Genomic DNA, 15565 nt, shown 5'->3' with positions numbered 1-15565 from the left:
TTATCCTGACGTCTTATTGATGTTGTTTAATATAAACATATACTCTTTTGCCGGACTCCACCTATACCTGCTTAACATTTTGCAGACTTTCATCCGTTCTTCGCACACGTTTTATTTGTGAGAGTATGACACCAGAGATCACCATAATTCCGCCCATGACGTGGTAACTCTCAATGTTCTCTCCCAGTAAGGTCGCAGCAAGAGCCACGGCAACCACAGGAAGCAAATTCATAAACATCGCACTCGAGTCCGCACCTATAGCATCAATCGCTTTGACCCACATCCAAGGCGCGAGGAGAGAGCCTGCCAAGGATGCATAAGCAATCAGAGAAACAGAGCCTGGCGTTGGGGCTAAATGCTCACTCGATAGCCAAAGTGGAGTCAGTATGAGTACAGCGAACAGCCCTTGCATATAGATGAGTATCCAGTTAGACAAAGGCATTCTCCAGCGCTTTATAAGCACACAATATGTGGCGTAGCAAATGGCTGCCAACACCATCAGGGCGTCGCCTTCAGTGACACTTTGGTGGAGGAAGAAAACCATATCTCCTTGTCCTAGCATGAAAGAGAGACCAGCCAGAGAGATAATACCACCGATAATACTGAGCGGTGAGATGCTTTTTCGAAGGAGCGGTACGCTCATAAATACACTAAGGAGTGGAACCAGTGAGGTGATTAACGCCATGTTGGAAGCCGTTGTGGTTACGCCCGCGTAGTACCCCAGAGATTGATTTAATACCATGCCAAGTAAAGCGAGGAAGGCAAGTTTGTTCAAGTGAGGCTTGATTACAGTCCACTGCTTGATGACTTGAGGTAGACAGAAAGGGGTGAGTACCAACATGGCAAAAAACCAGCGAAAGAAGCTCATAGCACTGGGTTCGATTACTGAAGCGGCCATTTTATTGATGATGGCATTGCCTCCCCAGATAAAGACAGTAAAAAGTGGAAGTAAGTAGATCATGTGATCTCAATCTCAAAGTGAACAGTGGAAGTGAGTTTGACAGGTCTGTATGATTGTAGATATCTCTTGAAAGACATCGAGCGCGATAGGAAGACAAATTTGAGAAAATCGGTCAAACACCTTCATCCTTCCTTATCAATAGATAAGGCACCATCAGATGTGTTTATGAATTTTGAAGCGTTCCTGTCGAACACGGAAACGAGAATGCATAGCCATCCGTGGGGCCAAGTTCAGCTCATTAGTGGTGGTATTCTGGAAATGGAGGCGGAAGGCACTCGATTTCTTGCACCACCGCATCTTGCTATCTGGGTGCCCGCAGGTGTTATGCATACCAGCTACAATCGCAAACCACTGTCGTATTGTTCACTGAACGTAGCACAAGATCTGACCACGCACTTTCCCGACTGTACCAGTTTGATCAAAATTACGCCTATAGTGTCCTCAATCATCGATGATTTTCGCCAGCGAGGGATCAATGTGGCGCAAACAGAGCAAGATAAACGCTTAGTGCAGGTTTTACTGGATCAACTAGCGACACGAGATACTCAACATCATTTTCTGCCATCTTCAGATAATAAATACCTAGCAAGAATATTGGCCGAAGTAGAAGAAAACCCGATTGATAACACCAGCCTGTCCGAGTGGGCTGAGAAGGTACATACCACAGAGCGCACCTTGGCAAGGCACTGTCAGTCTGAGTTAGGGATGAGCTTTACTGAGTGGAGGTTGAGAGTACGCTATTTATACTCAATGGATTTACTGAGAAAGGGTCATTCGGTGAAAGAAGTCGCTTTTACGTTAGGCTACAACCAAGCCAGTCCGTTCATCGCGATGTTCAAAAAATACTCCGGGCAGACCCCGGAGCAGTATAAGAGTAAGCTGTTATAGCTTTTTGATTACGAAATCCAATCCGCCTACGATGGCCGCAACTTGAGCATCGTTACACTCTTCGTCGGTTACTTTAGGACTATCAGGGTAGACTTCAGTAGTGGTGCCGTAAGTGCAGTTGGTTACACCGCCACAAAGGCCAAGTTTGACCATCGGGTAATTGATGACGCCATCCTGTACAACGGCTGAACCGATGATTTCGCCTTTTTCATCAGCTGGAGCAATATGAGTCACTTTTCTAACTGACTCAATCACCGCTGCCTGAAACTCAGGTTGAGGGTTTTCAGTATCACCTACCGTGTAGAAGCCATCTGGAATCATACCTTCGATATACTCAATACCATCACGGGCAGCCAGAGCCGGCCTGAATTCAGTTTCGTCGGTGTCGGTCGTCTCATGCAAATCAATATGAACCAGTACTTCTTGTCCTATTGATGCCACAAGAGCTCTTAGATTGGCGGATTCTTCTGCTGGGCTGTTTTCATAGAAAGAGCGGTTCGGGTCAATCGCTAGTGGGTTCCAGCGATTGATCGTCTCGTAACCCCATGGGCTGACACACGGTGCGACGATGATGTTGAAGTGCTCAGCGTATTTTTCCATCTGAGTGTCAGCAAATTTGAGTGCACCATGAACGCCGCTGGTCTCGTAGCCATGAACACCGCCTGTCACCAGAACAACGGGTTTTGCACTGTCCCAATTCTTACTTTTAATGCAAAAAAGTGGGAAGCGGCTTGGGTCGTAGGAGAGCGCACCATACTGTTCGATATCGAACCTTTCTTGTAGGGCTTGAATCTTTGGAACCACTTCTTGTTGGTATTCACGTTTGATGGTGGTTTGTTCGCGCCAGGCTAGTCGCTCGGCGTCTTGCCATTTTTGACCAGGTGTTCCGATAGGGTAAGAGTAAGAGCTGTGCATTACTTTGCCTATGTTTGTTATGAGATGTGGGCAACAGCATAAAACGCCCATTTTGGGGAAGCAATCAATATAAGTTCAGCCAATAACCGGAGTGTTGTTATTGACGCATTACTGACGAGAATTCGGTTTAAGTTCGATGTGGTCAATGTTACATTTGGTTACATGTCTTATTTCTAAGAGAAAACAAATGGCGGGTGCGAGTCTGTTAACCCTGTTAGATGATATCGCTACGGTGTTGGATGATGTCGCTTTGATGTCCAAAGTCGCAGCAAAGAAAACTGCTGGCGTGCTAGGTGACGATTTAGCGCTTAATGCGCAGCAGGTCTCTGGTGTGGCGGCGGAACGTGAAATCCCTATCGTTTGGAGCGTTGCTAAAGGCTCTTTTCGCAACAAATTAATTTTGGTACCTGCGGCATTATTAATGAGCTCACTCGCGCCGTGGTTAATTATGCCTTTGTTGCTACTCGGTGGGTTGTTTCTGTGTTTTGAAGGTGCTGAAAAGCTAGTGGAGAAGTTGTTCCATTCAGGTGAAGAAACAGAAGTTGAAGAGGAGGAACCGACAGGCTCCATTGAGGATTATGAGAAGAGGAAAGTTGCTGGTGCGATTCGCACCGACTTTATCTTATCCGCTGAAATCATTGTGATTGCCCTCGGCACCGTTCAAGGTCACTCCATGTTGACGCAAATTATTGTTGTCAGCCTGATTGCAGTCTTAATGACAATCGGTGTTTATGGCTTAGTTGCTGCCATTGTTAAGCTGGATGATCTCGGTTTTTATCTCAATCGTATTTCAAAAGGGCAGGGTATCAGGGCGTCAATCGGTAAAGGTTTAATTGTGTTCGCACCAAAGTTAATGAAGTTTCTCGCGGTCGTCGGTACAGCGGCCATGTTTTTAGTCGGTGGTGGCATAGTGGTACACAATGTTCCAGCGATCCACCATTGGATTGAGCCGGTTTTACTAAACCTACCCAACCTGACGCTGGCGAAAGCCTTGTTTCCATCGATACTAAACGGTCTAATTGGCGTTGTAGCTGGTGTGTTGATTGTACTGGCTTGGGGTGTTATCGGTAAGATTCGCCAACACAGCTAGTTTTTAGTCTATATCGCTCTTTTGATGAGTGATTTCTCTTAGAGCTGCAACCAAAATATCACTATTCTGAGCGCCAGAAATCAGGTGCTTGCGGTCAATAATGATAGCAGGCACCGCATTGATCCCAGCTTCTAGCCACTGTTGTTCCGTGGAGGCGACTGTCTCTTCCCAACTGCTGTCTTCCAGAACAGCCTGACAGGTTTCTCGATCTAGTCCAAATGACTCCGCTATATCGAGTAACACATTCTCGTCACTGACGTCTTTACCATCGGTAAAATATGCATGGAACATGGCTATTTCGAGATCAAGCTGCAAATCCTGCGATTGTGACCACAATAGAAGCTGGTGGGCTTTACGTGTGTTGTAGATGCGCATTTCATCGATGAAATTAAATTCAAAACCGAGTTCTTCACCTAGTGAGGCGATAGTTTGACGAGCCGATATACTAGCTTCTAGTGACGTGCCGTATTTCTCCGCTAAGTGTTCACGTAGGTTCTGGCCTTCTTGCTTCATTGCGGGGTTCAATTCGAATGGATGCCAATGTATTTCAGCCTCAATGCTGTCTGATAGCGTCATCAAAGCTTGCTCCAGTCGTTTGTATCCTATGATACACCACGGGCAAACTACATCTGACACTATGTCTATGCGGACACTCTTCATGATTGACGCCTTTTTCTTGCTTCATATTTCATTATAGCGAGTGAGGATAATTAAATTTATAAATAGTTCAAATTCTACGCCTTAGAACTACTACACCCATTCCGCTTTCTAGGGGTGAAGAAAAAAAGTCTTGGGTGATTATAATTGTTTCAACTCTTCATCTGTGGATGAACAGATGATTATGGAAATTGAATTTAAGGAACATGACATGACCGCTTTTAAGACAGCCAACGTCATTCTTCATGCCTTCGACTGGCCGTATGCATTAGTTGCTCAACGCGCTGATGAGATCTTTGCGGCGGGTTATAAATCTGTGCTGGTTTCTCCTCCAATGAAGTCTTTAAAACAAGCACAAGGTACAAAGTGGTGGCAGCGTTATCAGCCACAAGATTATCGTGTAATTGATAACCAGTTGGGCAACACACAAGACTTTACACGCATGGTCGACGTTCTGAATCAGCGTTCTATCTATGTGTATGCGGATGTGGTGTTTAACCACATGGCGAACGAATCTCATCAACGGTTGGATCTTCAATATCCAGCGAAAGACGTTCTGGAATCCTACCAAAGTGACTCTGATTACTACGAAGAGATAAAACTATTCGGCGATCTCAGCAAACCTCTATTTATTGAGGATGATTTTGTTGAAGCGTTCGGTATTGAAGATTGGCAAGACAAGTGGCAGGTGCAAAACGGTCGCATTACCGGTGGTCCAACGGATCCGGGATTGCCAACTCTGCGAGTGCATAAACGCGTCGTTGAACAACAACAGCATTACCTGAAGGCGCTGAAAGCACTGGGTGTGAAAGGGTTTCGAATCGATGCGGCCAAGCACATGACACTAGAGCATTTGCAGAAGGTTTGGAGCAAAGATATCTGTGAAGGTATTCATATCTTTGGTGAAATCATCACAGACGGTGGAGCTACCAAGCCCGAGTATGACATTTTTCTTGAACCTTTTTTGGCTGAAACACGTTTGGGTGCGTATGATTTTCCTCTATTCCAGACTATGTTCGATGCATTTGAAGCCAAAGGTAGCCTCAAAAGCTTGGTCAACCCTTATTGTTTCGGCCAAGCACTTTCTGAGAATCGAGCCATTACTTTTGCAATTACTCACGATATACCTAATAACGATGTGTTTGCTAATTTAGTGATGCCAGACAAAACAGAATGGTTAGCGTACAGCTACATCTTAGGTAGAGATGGTGGCGTTCCATTGGTTTATACCGATCTTGATACTAGTGGTTTGACTGGAGTGAATGGAAAGCCGCGCTGGGTAGATGCTTGGAACGATGAGCGAATGATTGCACGTATTCGTTTTTATAATTTAATGCATGGTAAAACGATGCAGGTTATTGAGGCATCGGAAGACTTACTGGTATTCGCGCGAGGAAAGGAAGGTATCGTGGTGATTAATAAATCGAAACGTTCGCAGAAAGTACAAATAGCAGTAAGCGGTGAATGGTTAGATTTGCTTTCCTGTGAGAAACATCAAGCTGAGAAGGGGACGCTAAACCTAACAGTGCCCGGAGAAGAAAGTTTGATGCTGGTGGCGGAATAAAAAAGCCCTCCCATTTGGGAGGGCGAGAGCATTTACACTTTAAACTTGTTGAGAATGGCATCCTGTTCGCGAATGTTTTCAGTTTGCGCCTGCATGGCAATGTTAGCGTTCTCTGCTGCATCGGCAACCTGAACAGACAGGTCTTTGATTTTGACCGTATTGTTGTTTATTTCCTCGGCGACTAAGCTTTGTTCTTCCGCGGCCGAAGCGATTTGAATGTTCATATCGCTAATGCTCTGGATTGCATCGCGGATGCTGTTTAGAGCGGTGTTGGCTTCTTCTGCACGAAGTACGGCACCGCTCGCAGTCTCCTTACTCATGTTCATCGCATTTGCCACTGCAGTTGCACCAGACTGCAGTTGTTCAATCATATTGCGGATTTCTGTCGTAGATTCTTGAGTTCTCTGAGCCAGTGTTCGAACTTCATCAGCTACTACCGCGAAGCCTCGGCCAGATTCACCAGCACGTGCTGCCTCAATGGCTGCGTTAAGGGCCAATAGATTGGTTTGGTCGGCTATATCATTGATTACTTTCAAGATGGTTTCGATGTTGTCTGTCGCCGATTCCAGAGTTTTCACTTCTTCTACTGCTTCATCAATGCGCTGTGACAGCTCAGTAATTGAAGTTGTCGTGTCACCTACCACGCGTGTACCCACTTCTGTGGCCTCGTCAGCATCTTTTGCAGCAGAGGCTGCCCCCTGAGCGTTATTGGCAACATCACCTGAGGTTGTTGCCATCTCATGCATCGCGGTTGCAAGTTGTTCGAGCTCTCTCAATTGATCTTGCATTGCCGCAGCAGATTCTTGTAGACCCATGGATGTCATTTCGGAGCCACGTAAGATCTCTTCACCAATGGCTTTTGACTGAGTGATTTGCTGTTGAAGTGTGCTGGTGAAAGTATTGAAATTTTCTGCGAGTGAAGAAAACTCTTGGTCTGTACTCGTATCTAAGCGTTGAGTTAGATCCCCTTCACCAGATGCAACATCTTGAATCGCTTCGTTTAGTGTACCAAGTGGGCGCATTAGCGCTGCCATCAATACTAAGAGAATGACGATACTAATAGCTAACGCAACGACGGTGTAAATAATGGAACTGTTACGTAAGTCGGCTAAGGATTGGTACGCAATCTCCTCATCAAGAACGACGCCTATATACCAGTCTTCTCCTGGAACTTTAGAGAAATCTAGCGTGTAGTCTTTGCCATCAATAGAGACCTGTTGCGGGTCATCCTGAATACCGGCGTCACCCAAGAAATCCTTCATCGGCTTGCCGTTTAAGTCGGTTTGTGGGTGTGCGATGGTTGTGCCATCACCTGCAACGATAAATACGTACCCTGCATCGAAGAGCTGTACCTTGTTTACAACATCAGCCAAACCCGCAAGGCTAACATCGTAGAAGATTGCGCCGATGAACTTACCGTTGTCGTTCACTGGAGTGGCAATGGATACCAGAATTTCGCCAGTCGCAGAGTCGGCATAAGGGGCAGTGATAATGAGTTTGCCTGCGTTTTTGGCGTCGATATACCAAGGTCGAGCTCGGGGGTCCCAGCTGGAGCCGGGATTCCAAGAAGGGTCATTGTTTATATTAGAGCCATCCTTTTCGAATCCCAAACCGACCAAAAGGAATGTGTCCTTTACTATGGGGCGAGTGATGACGGTAGAAATAGCATCGGGAGACAGGTTGGCTTCCAGCATACTAGTCGCGTAATTGGCGATGGCTTTTCGGCCATCAATCTCAGCGGCTGTGGTGTCTCGAACGCCATCAACGATTTCCGTTACGCTCGATGTAACCTGAGATTTAATTTCGGATTGAACGGTGTAGTACTGCTGTAGGGTGAGCAACGTTACTGTGGCCAGTAAGAGGAGAGAGGATGCTGCCACAATCTTATGGCTGAATTTCATATTCGCCTTCCTATTTTATCTACAAATATAGAGGATATTTATAGATTTATAGTTACGAAATCGACAATCAGCCAGTAACTTAGTTAAGTTTTCTGCTATTTACCCAGAATTGCATGTTCAATTTGTGAGTACATCGCCTCATTGTTGTCGAACAGGTCTGAAATGATCTGCTCTCGCTTCTTACCAGACTTCATTCGCTTATGGGCTTCACGAACCGTCAATACGAGCTGTTGCTCTGCCAATAGTTTGCTGTCGGTATTCGGTGACCACTGGCTAATTAATCGGGTTAGCCTGCTCTCTTTTAACTGAGGCTTTAAGGCGGACAGCTCGGCCTGTAATACAGTCAGAATATCTCGTTGGGCATCATGAGTTTCGTCCATCACCTTCAGTCTATTTAACAAAGCGTTAGTCAACTCATTAAGGGTAACGAATCCACCTTGTTTTGGCAGGGACGTTGTGACGCGACAAGAGACTTCTACTTGCTGAACTTGAGTTTGAGGGAAGAAGGTCAATGCGCACAAAACGTCAAACGGAATCCAAACTGTCTGACCTGCTTCAATCGCATACTCAGACTTTCCAAGTTTCATTAGTGCTAAACCTTGTTCCACCTTGAGTAACATGTGCTTGATACTCTTTTTTCGTGGAGTCATGGTTAGATACTGAAAATCACTCTTGTTATGCGAGATTGCGTAGTGCATGAAATTGCTCATATTCTTGTATGCTCAAGGGGCGCTAAGGTTAACGTTTCTTGCAGAAAAAGCCAACTTAACTCCGACTTTCTACAGAAACGGTGATTTTATGCTGGTCTGACCTTTTTGATTATGAGAGAAGTATAGCTGTTAATCCCCCCATCTCTGCGTAGAATAGGCCAGCTTTTTATCAGATGTAATAAGAAATGACTTCTAAAAACGACCCTTTTGTTGAAATTCGTCCATACAATGACGAAGAAATTCCAGCGGCGATTGACCGCCTGATTAACGATGAAGAATTCATCAGTGCGATTCTACAACATCGATTTGCAAACCATGCAGGTTGGTTTAAAGCGTTGATGTCACCAATCGTTAAAGTCTACCTCAAGATGAAGTGGTCTAAACTGAACTCCGTTGAAGCGATTCAGATGGAAGTGAAGAAGTACCTTGAGCAGACATTGAATTCAACAACTAAGGGCGTAACGTACTCAGGTTTAGATAAGCTGGATAAGCAGACGTCTTATCTATTTGTCTCCAACCACCGTGATATCGCCATGGACCCAGCGTTGGTCAACTACGGTCTACACCAGAGTGATCATAAAACAGTGCGTATCGCTATTGGAGACAACCTACTGAAAAAACCTTGTGCGACTGAATTGATGAAGCTAAACAAGAGCTTTATTGTAAAGCGCTCTGCAAAAGGCCCTCGTGAAATGATGAAGGCGCTAGGTACTTTGTCGGGCTACATCAAACATTCGTTGGATACGGGGAACTCTATCTGGATTGCGCAGAAAGAAGGTCGTGCTAAAGATGGCAATGACTTTACTGATCCGGCGATCCTAAAAATGTTCCACGTTGAAGGTCGTAAGCAGAAGTTAGAGTTCGCAGAGTACATCAAGTCGCTAAGAATTGTCCCTGTTGCTATCTCTTATGAGAATGACCCTTGTGATATTGCTAAAGCGCGTGAGCTTTTTGAGAAGGCTACAAGCGGTACGTATGAAAAAGGCGAATTTGAAGATATTGAAAGTATTATTCAGGGAATCGTAGGCGACAAAGGCCGTATCCATGTCGCATTTGGTGACGTGATTGGTGATGAGTTCGAATCACCGGAAGCTCTGGCAGAAGAAATTGATCGTCAGATACACGATAACTACAAGCTGTTCCCAATTAATGAATTGGCGGCAGGTGATGAGCAAGTCGAACAGCAGGTTAAAGACGTTTTGGCAGGCAAACTGAACCAGCTTCCGGAAGGCGCTCAGTCTTATTTGGTCGCAAGCTACGCCAATCCGGTTAAAAACCAAAGTTAAATAGATTAGAAAGGACGCGATTAGCGTCCTTTTTACTATTGGTTAAGGTGCTACTGCACCACCGAGGTCGAGTTGAGAAGGCCACTTGGTTATTCGGTTTCCACCTAAGAATATGTTGCCTTTGACTGTCATCTTGTCCGGAAACTCAGTAATTTTTGACCCGCCAATATAGAGATCTCCCTCAACTGTTAAACCCTCCGGTAACGATTCCAGTGGTGTTCTAATCACACTTAAGTCTCCTTTCACTTTAAAGCGAGGAGGGAGTTTGGTTAAGGGGGTATCTGTTAGGTTTACGTATCCACCGACTTTGATCCCTGCTGGCCATCGAACGATTTGTGACGCAAGTAAGTTGGCATAGCCTTTAATATTGACGCCTTTTGCTATCTTTTTTAGCTGACTGTTTGAAGCGTCTAGACTGCCTTGAATATCCACTCCTTGAGGAATCTCTTTAATGCTGGTTTTGGCAATATTAAGGTTACCTTTTACAACCAAACCCGATGGCAGCTCTTTATAAGGTTTATTACGCAGGTCTAGATTCCCGTAGTTATCCAGATGATTGAGAATACGATAATGATCAATCGGCTCACTGAGAGCAGGTGCAGACAGTAATACTACGAGAGAAGGCAGAAGCCAGTGCTTCATAGGACAATCCAGACAATGATTTGTTCTAAGTATTAATGAGGAGTTTGGTTAGGGTCAATAAAGAGATGATGGAGTGAACAAAAAAGCGGACTGAATGTCCGCTTTTTATTAGCTTAGCGAGCTAGGGAGCGAGTCTTTAGTTCAAAAATCAGTTTTTCCGCGCTGACTTCGAATTTGAATCGAGCTGTTAGTTCACTCGAGTCTTCTTCAATAGAAGACATTTCATACTCTACGCCTTCGCAGACCTGTTTTGCTAAATCGATGTACTTATTCAGCTCCGCTTCGAGAAGGGCTTTACCTTGGGCAAAAATCGTCACTTCTGCGACATCGTCCCCTTCTTTGATAATAAAGCCCATTTCGCCAGCGCAACCACATGCTTCACATACGTCAGCTTGTTCTCGTTCTGTGCTCATTACGACAATCCTCTTACAAAAATTATGGATATTTTATCGGGTTATTTGAAGGTGATCCATAAAAATACATCAGCTCCCAAAATGGGCTCTGAACAAGATGCTATGTTATAAGAGCGTTAAACAAATAGGTGAGAATTGATAAACCTGTCAAATAATGTGACGTTAGTCATGTTGTTGCGAAATATCATGTCATTATCGAGTCAGGATGGTGTGCAGTTAGTTGTAAGCAAGTTCGATTTGTATGATTATCGTGAGCCAAATTATATAAATGAAAGATAATGCTTATTGCTTTCATAAATCGAGCTGATGTTGTGATTTATGAAAAGTTATCTTACACGACATTGTGTGCTCCATCTAAGACGCCGTTCGTATTATATGGTACGATGGTTTCATTAGGTTCCCATAGGGATCCTCTGAGGCCAAAGCAGGTGTCATGTAAGATATCTAATAGGCGTCATTATTGACTCGTTTGAGTTAGATGGATTTACAGAGAGAAGAGCCTGAACATGCCAAAGCGTAGTAAAGAAGATACTGAAATCACGATTCAGAAGATTATGGACGCAGTAGTGGATCAACTTTTGCGTCTGGGTTATGACAAGATGTCATACACAACCCTAAGTCAACAGACAGGTGTATCGCGAACAGGTATCAGCCACCACTTTCCAAAAAAGACAGATTTCACGGCAGCGTTAGATGGTCGAATCTTTAAGATGTTTGTAGAACATCTGAATTTTGACAACAGTCTGCAAGATTTCTCAGACAGCTGGGTAAAAGCGTTAGACAACGCTGAATTCCTAGCGATTCTACGTCTGCTATTCCACCATATTGTGACATCTCAAAGTACGCACGAGTTTGCAATGAATGGGATTGAGCGTCTTTACAAAACGACTGAAGCGCAATTCGGTGCAGACAGTGCCAAAGAGCTAGAATGGTTAATTGGTAAGTCACTGGTTCGCATGGCGAAGTAAACGAATATATCGTTGCAGTGCTAAAAAAGCCTTCCGATTGGAAGGCTTTTTGCTTTTAGAGCTTCCTGAATTGATTGACCAGCTTACCTTGCGAGTCTAGGTTGTTGACTAATCCTTCGCATTCATCACGTGTGTCACTCGCTAGGATGTTGGTGGCGGAGCATACTTCACTGATAGATTGAACGCTTGAGTTCATGTCTTCGGTTACCCTGGCCATTTCTTCAATCGCTGTAGCTATTTGACTATTTCTATCTGAAATATCTGTGACTTGGCCAAATAGTGCGTCCAGCTTATCACCAGATGTATTTGCGCAGTCAACACAGATGTCAGACAACTTGTTTCCTTCTTCCATGGCTTGAACCGCTTTATCGGTGCTGGTTTGAATGAGATTAATAATGTTCTGAATTTCTTCTGTTGATTCGTGACTTCGCTGAGCCAGCTTGCGAACTTCGTCAGCCACTACCGCAAAGCCTCGCCCTTGGTCACCGGCCCGTGCTGCTTCTATCGCCGCATTCAGTGCCAGCAGATTTGTTTGCTCCGCTACGCCTTGAATGACCACCAGTACTTCACCTATGGTTCGGCCATGTTCTGACAATTGCTGAACAACATCCGAAGCGACACCTAATTGCTGAGAAAGCTCGTTCATGGATGAAACTGTTTGTTCAACTGAGGATTTGCCTTCCACAACGGCTGAGTTAGCTCGTTCAGTCGCATCCGAGGCGCTCTGAGCATTTTGCGCAATTTCGTTTGCGGTTGAGTGCATTTCATTGATTGCAGCCGCTACTTGTTCAGTTTCAGACGTTTGTCCTACAAGGTTCTCTGCTGTGGTCTCACAATTATTGGCAGAAGACTGAGCTGCGGTTGCGATTTGCTCATTGGAGTCCTGAATCCGGCCGACAACAGCGTTTATCTCCGATTGGCGCATTTTCAAAGCTAGCGAAATCTCAGAAATATCATCGACTCTCTGATTATAAACCAGCTCCATCAATGGGTTATCAAACACTTTACGCGCTTGTTCTGATAAATCTTCTAAGCGCCGAGTGAGAACATAGCCAGACAAGGTGGCCAATAAAAATAATGCCCAAACAGCAGCACCGGGTGCAAATGCCCCAATGATTGACGAAATAATCGCAGAGCCTAAAAAGGCTCCGCCTAGGCGTTGCCATAGGCGGGTGCGCGGCATTTTTAGCTGAAAGGGTGTTGCTCCTGCTTTTAACTGAGCGTAGATCTTTTCTGCATTCTTAACATGCTGACGGTTCGGGCTAAGACGTACTGACTGATATTCGACGATTTTGCCATTTTCTTTGATGGGAGAGGCGAACGCATCAACCCAGTAATGATCGCCATTTTTACAACGGTTCTTAACCACTCCCATCCAAGATTTTCCTGACTTGAGAAAATCCCACATGTCCTTGAATGCCTCAGGAGGCATGTCAGGGTGGCGAACGATATTGTGTGGTTGTCCAACAAGTTCATCCAAGGTATATCCAGCTACATCACAGAATTCTTTACTGGCATAGGTGATATGGCTGCTGGTCTTGGTGACGGACAACAAATTGTATTCCGGCGGGTAGGTGACTTCTCTCTGGGTCACTGGTTCATTTACGCGCATCGAGTTAACCTCGCATCGACAAGATAATGATAATGGCTCGTTACTTCTCGATCAGTATAAGTACAATTTTTAAAACTTGAGAGAATTACTCAATCATTTATTGACCGATTTGTTATTAATTTATGTTCTTATTCAACTTGTAGCTCACAAGTTGTTTTTATTGACTACCCTAATACTAATAGGTTGGGTTAGTGGTTTTGGCTCATTCTCGAACAAAAGTACTTAAACGCAAGGAGGCGGGAATGTCGCTTAGCTCTTCGGCAGGAAGTTATACCAGCGCACAAAGTTTACTCAAACTTCATGATCTCAATGAGGCCGATCTAGCATTGATTAGAAAATTTGGCAGCATGATGGTGCCCAAGTTGGACGATTATGTACGCCATTTCTACGACTGGCTTGATAAACAGCCCGAATACGTACAGTTTTTTGGCGATGAGAAAAAGCTCAAGCGCGTGCAAGATTCACAGGTGCATTATTGGACCGCATTTTTTGAAGCTAAAGTGGACGATGTTTATGTCAAGCAGCGCCGTGATGTAGGTGAAGTGCATGCGAGAGTCGGGTTGCCTCTGCCGACGTATTTCGCAGGCATGAATATCTCGATGGTGATTTTTACTAAACGTATGTATGACGGCAGCCTATACAGTGATGAATACAGCTCGCTAGTGACTGCCTTTACTAAGCTGCTTCACCTAGATACCACGATTGTAGTCGATACTTATTCTCGGCTGATCAATAAACGCATTGCTGAACAAAGTGAAGCACTCCTCGCCATGTCGACGCCTGTTACCATGATATGGCGCGATATTCTGATGTTACCTATTGTCGGTATTATCGATTCCAAACGAGCTCAGGACATCATGACGGCTGTGCTCAATAAGATTTCCGAACACAGAGCCAAGATATTCATCATGGATATTTCCGGTGTCGCTGTCGTTGATACAGCAGTGGCGAATCACTTCATTAAAATCACCAAGGCGACCAAGTTAATGGGGTGTGATTGTCTTGTGTCAGGAGTGTCTCCTTCAATTGCGCAAACCATGGTTCAACTAGGCATTAATGTCGGCGAAGTCAAAACGAATGCTACCTTGCGTGATGCACTTGAAAATGCATTCAAAATAGTGGGCCTCAATGTCGAAGGTCTGAAGAAGTTCTCAGATGAGTAATTAACAGGCCTAACTATGCATAAGTCGATTTCGATAAACCGATTGAAGCACGCGCTAATTGCCACCATTCAAGTGGACCTGAGTAAAAAGGTATTGGATGAATTTCGACAAGAGCTGCTTGATACGATCGTTATGTCGAGTACGGTGAAAGGTGTTTTGATTGATCTGTCCGGTGTAAAAACGCTCGACAGGCAAGACATGGATTCGTTGATGGAGATTGTCAGTGCTGTTGAGGTGATGGGACGTATCTGTCTGTTCGTTGGAATACGACCGGGTATTGCGATGGCGTTGGTCAATATTTCATATAAAACAGAGCAATTGAATTGTGTAAACAATATTGATGATGGTTTAGCAGTTTTGGAGCGCTAGGAAATGACGGCTTTTAATATAGTTGAAGATATTATCGAAACTTATGAGGTGCGTTCGGAATCCGATGTGATGAGCTCGGTAATTGCAGTCTATACATTGGCAAAACAATTTGGGTTTAGTACGCCTTCTGTCAGCGAGGTTTCCACAGTCGTCTCTGAACTGGGGACTAACATAATTCGATATGCGCAGTCTGGGGTGATATCTGTTTGGAAGTTAGAAGGCGAAGATGAACTCGGCATCAAAGTGATTGCACAGGATAACGGTCCAGGGATTGAGGATATTGCTAAAGCACTTGAAGAAAACTATTCGACTGGCCGCTCGCTAGGTCTTGGTTTACCAGGCGTAAAGAGAATGGTGGATGAGTTTGATATAGAAACTGCCGTTGGGAAAGGAACCCGAATTCAAGTAGTGAAATGGAGAGAGTAG

At 44.7% G+C, this 15565-nt stretch carries 16 protein-coding genes; 8 read left to right on the top strand and 8 right to left on the bottom strand.

The window, feature by feature from the left end; genetic code table 11:
• Positions 1–61: 61 nt before the first annotated feature.
• A complete protein-coding gene (locus IX95_RS15750) occupies positions 62–961 on the bottom strand; it encodes a DMT family transporter (RefSeq protein WP_038161699.1) in 900 nt (299 codons plus the stop codon).
• Positions 962–1060: 99 nt separating this feature from the next.
• Here IX95_RS15750 and IX95_RS15745 point away from each other — a divergent pair, with 99 nt between their 5' ends.
• Positions 1061–1849: an AraC family transcriptional regulator gene (locus IX95_RS15745; RefSeq protein WP_038161696.1), complete on the top strand. Its 789-nt coding sequence runs from the start codon at positions 1061–1063 to the stop codon at positions 1847–1849.
• Here IX95_RS15745 and IX95_RS15740 read toward each other — a convergent pair.
• Positions 1844–2764 (bottom strand): M14 family metallopeptidase, encoded by a 921-nt coding sequence (locus tag IX95_RS15740; protein ID WP_038161693.1) that lies wholly within the window; start codon positions 2762–2764, stop codon positions 1844–1846. The genes IX95_RS15745 and IX95_RS15740 overlap by 6 nt on opposite strands.
• Before the next feature lie 187 nt (positions 2765–2951).
• On the opposite strand from IX95_RS15740, the gene IX95_RS15735 reads away from it, so the two are divergent.
• A complete protein-coding gene (locus IX95_RS15735) occupies positions 2952–3854 on the top strand; it encodes a DUF808 domain-containing protein (RefSeq protein ID WP_038161690.1) in 903 nt (300 codons plus the stop codon).
• Between the two features lie 3 nt (positions 3855–3857).
• Here IX95_RS15735 and IX95_RS15730 read toward each other — a convergent pair whose 3' ends face one another.
• Positions 3858–4514 (bottom strand): DsbA family oxidoreductase, encoded by a 657-nt coding sequence (locus tag IX95_RS15730; RefSeq protein WP_038161688.1) that lies wholly within the window; start codon positions 4512–4514, stop codon positions 3858–3860.
• A gap of 208 nt (positions 4515–4722) precedes the next feature.
• On the opposite strand from IX95_RS15730, the gene IX95_RS15725 reads away from it, so the two are divergent.
• Positions 4723–6075 carry an alpha-amylase family protein gene (locus tag IX95_RS15725; RefSeq protein ID WP_038161686.1) on the top strand — a complete coding sequence of 451 codons (1353 nt, stop codon included), beginning with the start codon at positions 4723–4725 and terminating at the stop codon, positions 6073–6075.
• Positions 6076–6107: 32 nt separating this feature from the next.
• On the opposite strand, the gene IX95_RS15720 is transcribed toward IX95_RS15725, so the two are convergent.
• Both IX95_RS15720 and IX95_RS15715 read right to left on the bottom strand, forming a co-directional pair.
• Complete coding sequence (locus IX95_RS15720) at positions 6108–7976, bottom strand: methyl-accepting chemotaxis protein (protein ID WP_038161683.1); 1869 nt, start codon at positions 7974–7976, stop codon at positions 6108–6110.
• Between the two features lie 95 nt (positions 7977–8071).
• Positions 8072–8674 carry a hypothetical protein gene (locus IX95_RS15715; RefSeq protein WP_021455719.1) on the bottom strand — a complete coding sequence of 201 codons (603 nt, stop codon included), beginning with the start codon at positions 8672–8674 and terminating at the stop codon, positions 8072–8074.
• Positions 8675–8871: 197 nt separating this feature from the next.
• Between IX95_RS15715 and IX95_RS15710 the strand changes: the two genes are divergently transcribed.
• On the top strand, positions 8872–9972 hold the full coding sequence (locus IX95_RS15710) for a 1-acyl-sn-glycerol-3-phosphate acyltransferase (protein ID WP_006961248.1): 1101 nt from the start codon (positions 8872–8874) through the stop codon (positions 9970–9972).
• A gap of 42 nt (positions 9973–10014) precedes the next feature.
• On the opposite strand, the gene IX95_RS15705 is transcribed toward IX95_RS15710, so the two are convergent.
• The gene (locus tag IX95_RS15705) at positions 10015–10614 is read right to left on the bottom strand and encodes a hypothetical protein (RefSeq protein WP_006961247.1); all 600 of its coding nucleotides are present in this window, start codon (positions 10612–10614) and stop codon (positions 10015–10017) included.
• A 113-nt stretch (positions 10615–10727) separates the two neighbouring features.
• A complete protein-coding gene (locus IX95_RS15700) occupies positions 10728–11027 on the bottom strand; it encodes a YfcZ/YiiS family protein (protein ID WP_019275827.1) in 300 nt (99 codons plus the stop codon).
• A 506-nt stretch (positions 11028–11533) separates the two neighbouring features.
• On the opposite strand from IX95_RS15700, the gene IX95_RS15695 reads away from it, so the two are divergent.
• A complete protein-coding gene (locus IX95_RS15695) occupies positions 11534–11995 on the top strand; it encodes a TetR/AcrR family transcriptional regulator (RefSeq protein ID WP_006961245.1) in 462 nt (153 codons plus the stop codon).
• Between the two features lie 55 nt (positions 11996–12050).
• Here the strand turns inward: IX95_RS15695 and IX95_RS15690 are convergent, their stop codons facing one another.
• Positions 12051–13607 carry a methyl-accepting chemotaxis protein gene (locus IX95_RS15690; protein WP_038161679.1) on the bottom strand — a complete coding sequence of 519 codons (1557 nt, stop codon included), beginning with the start codon at positions 13605–13607 and terminating at the stop codon, positions 12051–12053.
• A gap of 242 nt (positions 13608–13849) precedes the next feature.
• Here IX95_RS15690 and IX95_RS15685 point away from each other — a divergent pair, with 242 nt between their 5' ends.
• The 3 genes from IX95_RS15685 (at position 13850) to IX95_RS15675 (ending at position 15565) form a co-directional block, all read left to right on the top strand.
• Positions 13850–14770, top strand: a complete 921-nt coding sequence (locus tag IX95_RS15685) for a protoglobin domain-containing protein (protein WP_006961242.1) — start codon at positions 13850–13852, stop codon at positions 14768–14770.
• Between the two features lie 15 nt (positions 14771–14785).
• Entirely contained in the window at positions 14786–15139 is a 354-nt protein-coding gene (locus IX95_RS15680) for an STAS domain-containing protein (RefSeq protein ID WP_006961241.1), read from the top strand.
• Positions 15140–15208: 69 nt separating this feature from the next.
• Positions 15209–15565, top strand: coding sequence for an ATP-binding protein (locus IX95_RS15675; RefSeq protein WP_235202644.1), 357 nt, complete (start codon positions 15209–15211; stop codon positions 15563–15565).

The organism is Vibrio sp. B183 (genome assembly GCF_000740665.1).
GTDB lineage: Bacteria > Pseudomonadota > Gammaproteobacteria > Enterobacterales > Vibrionaceae > Vibrio > Vibrio coralliilyticus.
Note: the sequence above shows the minus strand (reverse complement) of the source record. Positions and strands in the feature narration are given on the sequence as shown.

Excerpts from the sequence above, each read along its gene's own strand:
- IX95_RS15750 (WP_038161699.1), bottom strand. The coding sequence starts at position 961 with ATGATCTACTTACTTCCACTTTTTACTGTCTTTATCTGGGGAGGCAAT.
- IX95_RS15740 (WP_038161693.1), bottom strand. The coding sequence starts at position 2,764 with ATGCACAGCTCTTACTCTTACCCTATCGGAACACCTGGTCAAAAATGG.
- IX95_RS15735 (WP_038161690.1), top strand. The coding sequence starts at position 2,952 with ATGGCGGGTGCGAGTCTGTTAACCCTGTTAGATGATATCGCTACGGTG.
- IX95_RS15730 (WP_038161688.1), bottom strand. The coding sequence starts at position 4,514 with ATGAAGAGTGTCCGCATAGACATAGTGTCAGATGTAGTTTGCCCGTGG.
- IX95_RS15725 (WP_038161686.1), top strand. The coding sequence starts at position 4,723 with ATGACCGCTTTTAAGACAGCCAACGTCATTCTTCATGCCTTCGACTGG.
- IX95_RS15720 (WP_038161683.1), bottom strand. The coding sequence starts at position 7,976 with ATGAAATTCAGCCATAAGATTGTGGCAGCATCCTCTCTCCTCTTACTG.
- IX95_RS15715 (WP_021455719.1), bottom strand. The coding sequence starts at position 8,674 with ATGCACTACGCAATCTCGCATAACAAGAGTGATTTTCAGTATCTAACC.
- IX95_RS15710 (WP_006961248.1), top strand. The coding sequence starts at position 8,872 with ATGACTTCTAAAAACGACCCTTTTGTTGAAATTCGTCCATACAATGAC.
- IX95_RS15705 (WP_006961247.1), bottom strand. The coding sequence starts at position 10,614 with ATGAAGCACTGGCTTCTGCCTTCTCTCGTAGTATTACTGTCTGCACCT.
- IX95_RS15700 (WP_019275827.1), bottom strand. The coding sequence starts at position 11,027 with ATGAGCACAGAACGAGAACAAGCTGACGTATGTGAAGCATGTGGTTGC.
- IX95_RS15695 (WP_006961245.1), top strand. The coding sequence starts at position 11,534 with ATGCCAAAGCGTAGTAAAGAAGATACTGAAATCACGATTCAGAAGATT.
- IX95_RS15690 (WP_038161679.1), bottom strand. The coding sequence starts at position 13,607 with ATGCGCGTAAATGAACCAGTGACCCAGAGAGAAGTCACCTACCCGCCG.
- IX95_RS15685 (WP_006961242.1), top strand. The coding sequence starts at position 13,850 with ATGTCGCTTAGCTCTTCGGCAGGAAGTTATACCAGCGCACAAAGTTTA.
- IX95_RS15680 (WP_006961241.1), top strand. The coding sequence starts at position 14,786 with ATGCATAAGTCGATTTCGATAAACCGATTGAAGCACGCGCTAATTGCC.
- IX95_RS15675 (WP_235202644.1), top strand. The coding sequence starts at position 15,209 with ATGAGCTCGGTAATTGCAGTCTATACATTGGCAAAACAATTTGGGTTT.